Below are 8,125 nucleotides of genomic sequence, written 5' to 3' on the forward strand. Positions count from 1 at the left end.
AAAAGATGGCTACCGCAAACGCTATTGCCACTAACATGCTTATCACAAACTTTTTTCGTTAATATGAATGCAGTCCACATTCTGTTTTATTTAAATTAGCCCATCTCCCAGATCTAGAATTGTTTGATTCTGTCGCTGGAACCGTGCATTTCTGGCAACCGATACTTGGATATCCTTTATCGTGCAACACGTTATAATCTAATTGATGAAGCAATATATAGGACCATACTTCTTTCCAAGTCCAGTGAATGAGCGGACATATTTTAATCGATTCGAAGTTATCATCTTTATTCAAATAATTTGTCTTACTTCTCTCGACTGATTGTTCTCTACGTAAACCGGATATCCAAGCAGATATCCCAGTTAGTTCCCTAGCTAATGGAGTGACTTTTCTAATTTGACAGCATTTATTCGGTGAATTTTCCCATAAATTGTCTCCAAAAGCTTCTCTCTGATCAGCGAGCGTCATTTTGGGTTTGATTAGTTCGATTTGAAGTTCAGGATATCGTTTTTTTACTTGATCAATTAAATTATACGTTTCTTTAAAATGAAGGTCTGTGTCTAAAAAAATAACTTTCGCATCCTTTTTTACTTTGCTGATCATATCAATCAATACAATACCTTCAGCTCCAAAACTGCATGAATAGACAATATCTTGCTCACTATATGTTTTAAAAGCCCAGTTCAATACGTCCATACTTTCTTGAAAAGATGTTTCAATTTCCAATACTTTCTCATCTTTCCAAGTGAAATAAGTTAAAGGTTCACTCATTTTTTTGACTCACCTCTTTTTAAAATGTCAAAAGGCGACTTTTACTGTTAACATCCAACAGTAAAAGTCGCCTCTAGTTTTTCTAGTCAGCATTACTTCAATCTAACTTTTTCATTTTTCTCCAATTGGATAACTTTTCCGTCTTGAACAACAATCGTAATGGAACCGAAGGATAAAGTGCTTAACATTTTTAAAATCTCTTTGTAAAGATTTTCATCTTCAACGTTCTCCCTCATTTGAATACACCCCACAACATTATTATTCCTATCTATTTACTTGGATTATTATATATAATAATACCATCTTTTTTTATATTGTCTAGCGTTTTCCAAAATTTACGATTTATTTTTTGTAATCAGTTATGGAAATTCATTCCATTCAACACTTCTTCGACGTATCCTTTTCGAATGACAAAATCTCCGAATCGCTCATTATCTTGTTTTGTTGTTGCATAATCATCGAATATTGGTTTTAAAGCTTCTATAATTCCTTGTTCACCTATACTTTCTTTATATAATTTGCTCAATCGTTCCCCTTTAAAACTACCACCGATATACAAATTATATTTTCCTGGCGCTTTACCAATAAAACCTATCTCAGCTAAAGCAGGACGAGAACAACCATTTGGGCAACCCGACATACGAATGGTAATCTCTTCTTCGCTCAACCCAGCTTCCTCCAATAGTATTTCTAATTTTTCTAGTAAAGAAGGAAAATATCGTTCTGACTCGGCCATCGCCAATCCACATGTCGGAAACGCAACACAGGCCATGGAATTTCTTCTCAATGCCGAGTTATTTTTCCCATCAGCAATATTATACTTTTGAATTAATTCATTAATCACTTCTTTATTCTCAGGAGCTACATTGCCGATAATCAAATTTTGGTTTGCAGTCAAACGGAAATCTCCAGTGTGCATCTTCGCTATTTCTCGTAGCCCTGTCATCAACTTATAGTCATCCGTATCTTTTATACGTCCATTTTGGATAAAGATTGTTAAGTGCCATTTTCCATTACTTCCTTTAACCCAGCCATAACGATCTCCGGTATGGTCAAAATGGAACGGACGTGCTTCTTCCAATTTCCAGTCTAGTCTACTTTGAAGTTCATCGATAAGCCAATCTAGCCCTCTAACATCTATCGTGTATTTAAAGCGAGCGTATTTTCTTATAGAACGATTTCCGAAATCTCGTTGAATCATAACAAGTTTCTCTGCAACATCCAATAGTTGATTTGGTTTGCAAAATCCAATAACTCGGGCAAGCTGTGGATACGTAGCAGTGTCTCCATGCGTCATTCCCATTCCACCACCAGCCGCTACATTGAACCCAGCGAGCTTTCCATCTTCTATAATGGCAATAAAACCGATATCTTGTGAATATACATCCACATCATTGGAAGGTGGAACAGCTACTCCAATTTTAAATTTCCTTGGCAAGTAAACAGTTCCATAAATAGGTTCCATATCCTCTTGTTCTTTGCTATCTATTGCCTTTTTTCCATCTAGCCATATTTCATGATATGCTTTTGTCTTTGGGGAAAGATGCTCACTAAGTTTTGCTGTCCATTCATATACTTCTGAATGGATTTCAGATTGATAGGGATTCGGGTTACACATAACGTTTCGGTTCACATCACCACATGCGCCTAGCGTAGTTAATAACGTATCATTAATTTCCTTCATGATGCTTTTCATATTCCATTTTATAATACCGTACAATTGAAATGATTGTCTTGTCGTTAATCGCAAAGTGCCATTTCCATACTTATGAGCAAGCTCATCCATCGTAAGATATTGTTCTGGAGTAGCTACCCCACCTGGTGCTCGCACTCGTATCATAAATTGATAAGCCGGTTCTAATTTTTGACGCTGTCGCTCATTCCGTAAATCGCGATCATCTTGCAAATAACTCCCATGAAACTTCATTAACCGATTATCATCATCCGGAATTCCAGCACTTATTGGTTCTTCAAGCATTTCCTTCAAGGTTCCCCGCAAATAATTGCTTTCTCGTTTAATCCGTTCTACATCACTATGGTTTTCACTCTGAGTTTCTAACACTTTGTTATTTTTCAAGGTAAATCTCCTCTCTTTTGATTGATAAATTAACTAAGAGCTTAATAGACATCTCTTTGATAACGTTTTTCCTGTTGCATCTTAGTTAGATAGGAGTTTGCCCCCTCTGAACTTAAATTGCCTTCTTGTTGAATAATATCAACTAATGTTTCGTGCACATCTTTAGCCATATTTTTCTCATCTCCACACACATAGACAATGGCACCTTCTTCTAACCAATCAAATAATTCCTTGCTATTTTCCTTCATTCGATGTTGGACATATACTTTATGATCAGTATCACGGGAAAAAGCTACATCCATTCTTGTTAAAACTCCTTCTTTAAGCCATCGTTGCCATTCCACTTGATAAATAAAGTCGGTAACACAATGTTGATCTCCAAAAAACAGCCATGTCTTTCCTTCTGCACCAATCTCTTCTCTTTCTTCTAAAAAGGAACGATAAGGGGCAACACCAGTGCCAGGGCCAATCATTATTATTGGTATATTTGAATCGGCAGGCAATCTGAAATTTGGATTGCGATGAACATAAATATTAAGAGTATCTCCAACATCAACTCTTTCAGCACATTGGGCGGAACAAACACCATTCCGTTGTCGCCCGCCCGCATGATACCTGACAGTTCCGATTGTTAGGTGGACTTCATCAGGGTTTGCTTTATGACTGCTTGCAATGGAATACAAGCGAGCAGGCATTTTGCGCAGTAGGGAAATTAGCTCTTGACTAGAGATGCCCGTTAATGAAAAGTCCTTAACTAAATCCAATAAATCATGATTCTGAATATATTCTTTTAGATCTTCATCATTTTCAGGCCGAAGCAAGTCTCTCAATTTTTCGTTACCAAATTTCTCATTCACTTGTTGCAGCAATGGTTTTGTCAATACCGTTATTTCATAATAATGAAGTAGCGCCTTCTCAAGCGTATGTTCTTCTTTTTTAATCGTAAGAAGTTCATCTGACGTCCACTTCATCTCCGTGATCAACGCATCGACAAGTTCAGGGTCATTTTGCGGATAAACCCCTATACTATCTCCGGGCTCATACTGAAAATTTGAACCTTCAATTAACAGTTCTAAATGTCTTGTTTCCTTGTTAGACCCTCTTCCATTTAAATTAAAATTTTCTAATACTTCTGCTTTAAATGGATTTTTTCTAGAATAAAGAGTAGTAATTTTTTCTGTTTCTGTAGCGGAAGGAAAACTTACCAATTCATTGACATTGCTTAACTTTTGGAAAGAACGTTCCACTTGTTCATACCATTCAGAAGCAGGTTCATCATAGTCTAAATCGCAATCGACCCTAGGACAAATTCTTGTTGCACCTAACTCTGCCAATCTCTGATCAAACTCTTTTCCAGTTTGACAAAAAAACTCATAAGAACTATCCCCTAATGCGAGTACCGAATAATTTAATTGTTCAAGTTTCGGAGCTCTTTTTCCATGAAGAAATTCATAAAACGACAGGGCATTGTCAGGGGGATCCCCTTCTCCATGTGTGCTCATAATTATAAGCAAGTTTTTTAGCTTTCGTAATGCATTTGGTTTAAACTCATTCATCGAAGTCAATGTTACGTTTAATCCTTGCTCTTTTAGTTTGCTAGAAAAATCCTCAGCTAATTCTTGACCATTGCCAGTTTGCGAACCGTATAGAACAGTGATTTCCTGTACGGTTGCAGCATTTTGCTTGGGATCCGGAGGGTTTGCTAAAGCAATGCTTGCTGCCGCTTCATTTGAATGAGGAACAGCAGCAAGATACCCGCTTAACCATGTACATTGTTCTTTAGACAAATTTGTTAATAAATGATTCAATAACTTGATTTGTTCTTGATCAAATGGACTGTTTACTACTTGCAGTTGCAATTATTCACACCTCACTAATGTATTTTTTAACTGACATAAAAAAGAGGCGATTCTAATCCACATAGATTAGAATCGCCTCTAGTTCATCTAGTCAGCGAAATAATGAGTAGCTCATTTATTTAGTTTGATTTTATCCATATTATTCCGATAAGTCAAGTAAAGTTTTAAAAACATTACGAAAACTTGTATACAGCAAGGAAATCTTTCAATATTTAATATTTTTAAACGTTTTTTAATGTCTAGATACCAAGAAATAAGTTAACGGAGAGAATAAGAACCGCAAAATATGATATCATTTATTGAATCTGTGCGCATAAATTAAGACTAGAAAAATAGAATAGCTTATGTAGACTATGCTCCTACACTAAAATCAATTATAGGTGAAGTCTCACAATTTTTATACAACTAAAAGAGCAAAATTCTTACTTAAGGAGTGTTTGTGTTGCATAAACTCATACATACGATAACAGATCATATTTCAACCAAAAAAGGAGCATGGATTACTCTAGCTATTTGGGTCTTACTGACGATAATTTTATCGATGGTCGCTCCAAGTTCTAATGACTATTCCGTTAACAATGTTAGCCAGCTTTATCCAGATACTAGTCCATCTGAAGAAGCCCAGAAAAAGGTAGATGAATATTTTAAAGAAGATGATGGAGTTCCGGCTATCCTCGTCTTTGAAGGTGAAGAGATTACACTTGATGAGCTCGGTGTCCTTACAGAAGAACTGTTCGAAAACGACATTCCATACGTAAAAAGTGTCATACCTTTACATTTGTTACCACCGGATGCTGCAAGTACGTTCTTTTCAGACGATAATGAGGCGGCATTCCTACCGGTTTTATTTGAGGAAAATTTAACATCTAAAGAAATTAATGTTGGACTAGAAGAGATTTACCCGATATTAGAATCATATCCCGATTTGAAGGCTTATATTACCGGTCCTGCTGGAATTGCTGTTGACGCAACTGATTTATTTTCACGTGCAGACCTTGTACTTTTATTTTCGACAGTTGGAATAATTTTAGTGCTATTAATCTTTACTTATCGTTCACCGCTACTCGCATTAATACCACTAATCGCGGCTGTTTTTGTTTATGCAGTTGCCGATCGTTTACTCGGACTTTTAGGATTAAGCGGGGTCGAACTTGCTAGCCAATCGCTATCTATCATGATGATTTTACTCTTTGCGGTTGTTATTGATTATTCTTTATTTATTTTTTCTCGCTTCAGGGAAGAATTAAAAAAATACGCAGATAAATATGAAGCAATGAAATTTGCTATGAGAGAGATAGGTATTCCAATCTTTTATTCTGGCTCTACGATTCTGTTAGCAATGCTCGTTTTATTTGCAGCAATATTTGGGGATTATAAAAATTTTGCCCCTATTTTTAGTATTGCAGTTCTTGTCGTTATGTTTTCATCTGTAACGCTCATTCCGGCGTTATTTACGTTGCTTGGAAGAAGAGCTTTTTGGCCAAAAATTCCTAAAGTTGATGATGAAGAAGTACGTACTTCTTCCCTTTGGAGTAAAGTAGGGCAATTTGTCTCCAATAAACCGGTTCTTTCTGTTATAGCGATTCTACTATTTCTCATCATATCATCGAGCAACGTCTTTACTATTACGTATGAATATAATACAATGAAGTCTTTTCCGGATGATATGCCTTCCCGGGTTGGATTTGATATATTAGAAAATAAATTTAGTAAAGGTGCACTCGCTCCAACAACTGTTATTTTTGAAGCGGATGAAAAGGTGACAAATGAACAACAACAAGAGATTGCAAATCTTTTAGAGGAAAAGGATTTGGTAGATTCTGTCCGAATATCAAATATAACGGATGATGAACATGTCATTCAATACGATTTAACGTTTGAAGAAGACCCATATGATGTAGCAACGATTGACGCTTTAGAAAATATAATGGCAGATGCAAATGAACTTGTAGCTGCAGCAGGTGTAAAAGGAGAGTTTTATTTTGCTGGAGAAACTGCCGCATCGGTCGATAATCGTAATGTAAATAACCGAGATTTAGTCGTCATCGTTATTATTGAAACGATTTTGATCTTTTCTATGTTAATCTTTTTAACAAGATCTGTGAAAATTTCAATATTAATGATAAGCACCATTTTAATTTCATTTTTAGCTGCTCTTGGTGTAGGTACTTTCTTAAGTGGTTATGTTTTCGATGTTCATTCGATCAGTAATCGGGTTCCTGTCTATGCGTTTGTCTTTCTCGTAGCACTTGGAATAGATTATAACATTTTCCTTGTGTCGAGGTATTTAGAAGAAAAGAAACATTTTCCTGTAAAGGAAGCAGTAGCTCGAGCAGTCTCTCATACTGGTGGAGTCATTTCATCAGCAGGGATCATCCTGGCTGCCACGTTTGCAGTGTTAATCACTCAGCCTGTAGAAGTATTATATATTTTCGGATTTATTGTTGCAATCGGAATTTTAATGGATACATTTTTAATACGGGGAGTTTTAATGCCAGGATTACTTATCCTTTTTGAGAAAAATGAATATATCCGATTAGACGGAGAAAAAAGTAAACTTTAGAAAACTTGGCTTATCGCCAAGCCTTGGCGAAAGCCTTAGTTGCACTTATGCAGTAGGAAAGTTTTATACTTTCTTATCTGCTAAAAAAGGTGATTGATTTTTAAATCGTCACCTTTTCCTTGATTTTATTCAATAAACTTTCCTAACAGTGGTTCCCAAGGATGACTTGATATGTTAATTTTTGGTCGAGAATCGCTGGATCATTCTTTGCAATCATTTCTGCTTCTGCTTAACTATCTGTACTCAGTTATGACTAACCCACCAGTATGATCAATATATTGACCGGCAGTGATTAACTTTATCTTTCAATTTCTCTATGAGTGCGTGTTCAAATAGGAGAATGAAAAAGAGCGAGCAGTTCGAGGCGGCGTATCTCCCGGCAACGGAACGTATGCAGTTAAATACATGAGTAGCGGAAAAGCAAGCCAACGAAGAAATGCGATGTGTCATTTTCACCGGACTTTTTGAACATCCTCTATTTATTAGATAATCACGATAGGCTCAAAGTTCTTGCTCCCGATGAGGCACCCTTCTATCCAAGCCTCGCCTTTAAAATATAAGATGACGACTTTCAATGAATATTTCCCCTTGAAATTTTTCCAGATTAGTATAACGTCTTTTTCCAACTTTAATCATACTAGTCCAAGATTTTGGTAAAAACTCTTTCTGTAACCCCTTTCATTGATGTGCTTAAAAAAAATCGTGGATACCCCACGTTATTTAGTTAACTCATCCTTTATCCGCTCTATTTCATCTTTTGACAAATCTGCAACAGCGATTATTTGCTCCTCGTTCATATTAAGTTGCAACATTCTTTTTGCTACTTTTTTTCTTTCTTCTTTTTTTCCTTCTTC

At 36.1% G+C, this 8,125-nt stretch carries 5 protein-coding genes; 1 reads left to right on the forward strand and 4 read right to left on the reverse strand.

Features of this window, described 5'->3' with window-relative positions; genetic code table 11:
• Nucleotides 1-58 precede the first annotated feature (58 nt).
• From SPD89_RS17515 to SPD89_RS17530, 4 genes are all read right to left on the reverse strand, one after another.
• Complete coding sequence (locus tag SPD89_RS17515; RefSeq protein WP_336263239.1) at nt 59-772, reverse strand: phosphoadenylyl-sulfate reductase; 714 nt, start codon at nt 770-772, stop codon at nt 59-61.
• 92 nt (nt 773-864) lie between these two features.
• The gene (locus tag SPD89_RS17520; RefSeq protein WP_442961192.1) at nt 865-1,008 is read right to left on the reverse strand and encodes a YezD family protein; all 144 of its coding nucleotides are present in this window, start codon (nt 1,006-1,008) and stop codon (nt 865-867) included.
• A 119-nt stretch (nt 1,009-1,127) separates the two neighbouring features.
• A complete protein-coding gene (gene cysI, locus SPD89_RS17525) occupies nt 1,128-2,849 on the reverse strand; it encodes an assimilatory sulfite reductase (NADPH) hemoprotein subunit (protein ID WP_336263240.1) in 1,722 nt (573 codons plus the stop codon).
• 41 nt (nt 2,850-2,890) lie between these two features.
• Complete coding sequence (locus tag SPD89_RS17530; RefSeq protein ID WP_336263241.1) at nt 2,891-4,708, reverse strand: assimilatory sulfite reductase (NADPH) flavoprotein subunit; 1,818 nt, start codon at nt 4,706-4,708, stop codon at nt 2,891-2,893.
• A 442-nt stretch (nt 4,709-5,150) separates the two neighbouring features.
• Between SPD89_RS17530 and SPD89_RS17535 the strand changes: the two genes are divergently transcribed.
• On the forward strand, nt 5,151-7,271 hold the full coding sequence (locus tag SPD89_RS17535) for an MMPL family transporter (protein ID WP_336263242.1): 2,121 nt from the start codon (nt 5,151-5,153) through the stop codon (nt 7,269-7,271).
• Nucleotides 7,272-8,125: the final 854 nt, after the last annotated feature.

The organism is Pseudogracilibacillus sp. SO30301A (assembly GCF_037072025.1).
GTDB lineage: Bacteria > Bacillota > Bacilli > Bacillales > Amphibacillaceae > Pseudogracilibacillus.

What these genes read in the sequence shown, in the direction of transcription:
- SPD89_RS17515 (WP_336263239.1), bottom strand. Translation starts at nt 772, where the DNA reads ATGAGTGAACCTTTAACTTATTTCACTTGGAAAGATGAGAAAGTATTG.
- SPD89_RS17520 (WP_442961192.1), bottom strand. Translation starts at nt 1,008, where the DNA reads ATGAGGGAGAACGTTGAAGATGAAAATCTTTACAAAGAGATTTTAAAA.